The 985-nt window shown below is 64.3% G+C and carries 1 protein-coding gene; it reads right to left on the bottom strand.

The window, feature by feature from the left end:
• Positions 1 to 985, bottom strand: a 985-nt coding sequence (locus tag HCJ94_RS29350) for an adenosylhomocysteinase (protein WP_168004241.1), incomplete at its 5' end; no start/stop codon positions are given.

Here is a 985-nt window from a genome sequence, read left to right as displayed (position 1 = left end):
TCAGTAGCGGTAGTGGTCGGGCTTGAACGGGCCTTCCGGGGAGATACCGAGGTAGGCGGCCTGTTCCTTGGTCAGGGTGGACAGTTTCGCGCCGAGGGCGTCCAGGTGCAGCCGGGCGACCTTCTCATCGAGGTGCTTGGGCAGCACGTACACCCCGACCGGATACTCATCCGTCTTCGTGTACAACTCGATCTGCGCGATCGTCTGGTTCGCGAAACTGTTCGACATCACGAACGACGGGTGGCCGGTGGCGTTGCCCAGGTTCAACAACCGGCCCTCCGACAGCACGATGATCGCGTGCCCGTCGTCGAACTTCCACAGGTCGACCTGCGGCTTGATGTTCTCCCGGGTCACATCGGCCCGCTTGGCCAGACCCGCCATGTCGATCTCGTTGTCGAAGTGCCCGATGTTACCCACGATGGCCTGGTGCTTCATCCGCGCCATGTGCTCATTCGTGATCACGTTGAAGCAGCCCGTGGCCGTGATGAAGATATCCGCCACCTCCACCACGTCATCCAGCCTGGCCACCTGGTAGCCGTCCATCGCCGCCTGCAACGCGCAGATCGGGTCCACCTCGGTCACCACCACCCGGGCGCCCTGCCCGCGCAGCGACTCCGCGCACCCCTTACCCACATCGCCGTACCCGAGCACCACCGCCATCTTCCCGCCGATCAGCACATCGGTGGCCCGGTTGATCCCGTCGATCAGCGAATGCCGGCAGCCGTACTTGTTGTCGAACTTGCTCTTCGTCACCGAATCGTTCACGTTGATCGCCGGGAACAACAGCGTGCCGGCCCGGTGCATCTCATACAGCCGGTGCACCCCGGTGGTGGTCTCCTCCGTCACACCCTTGATCCCCGACGCGATCCGCGTCCACCGCTGACCATCCTCGGCCAGGGTGCGGTGCAACAACTCCAGGATGACCGCGTACTCCTCCGAGTCGGCCGACTCCACCGGCGGCACGACACCCGCCTTCTCGAACTCG

It is taken from the genome of Micromonospora thermarum (genome assembly GCF_012034245.1).
Classification (GTDB): Bacteria; Actinomycetota; Actinomycetes; order Mycobacteriales; family Micromonosporaceae; genus Micromonospora; species Micromonospora thermarum.
Note: the sequence above shows the minus strand (reverse complement) of the source record. Positions and strands in the feature narration are given on the sequence as shown.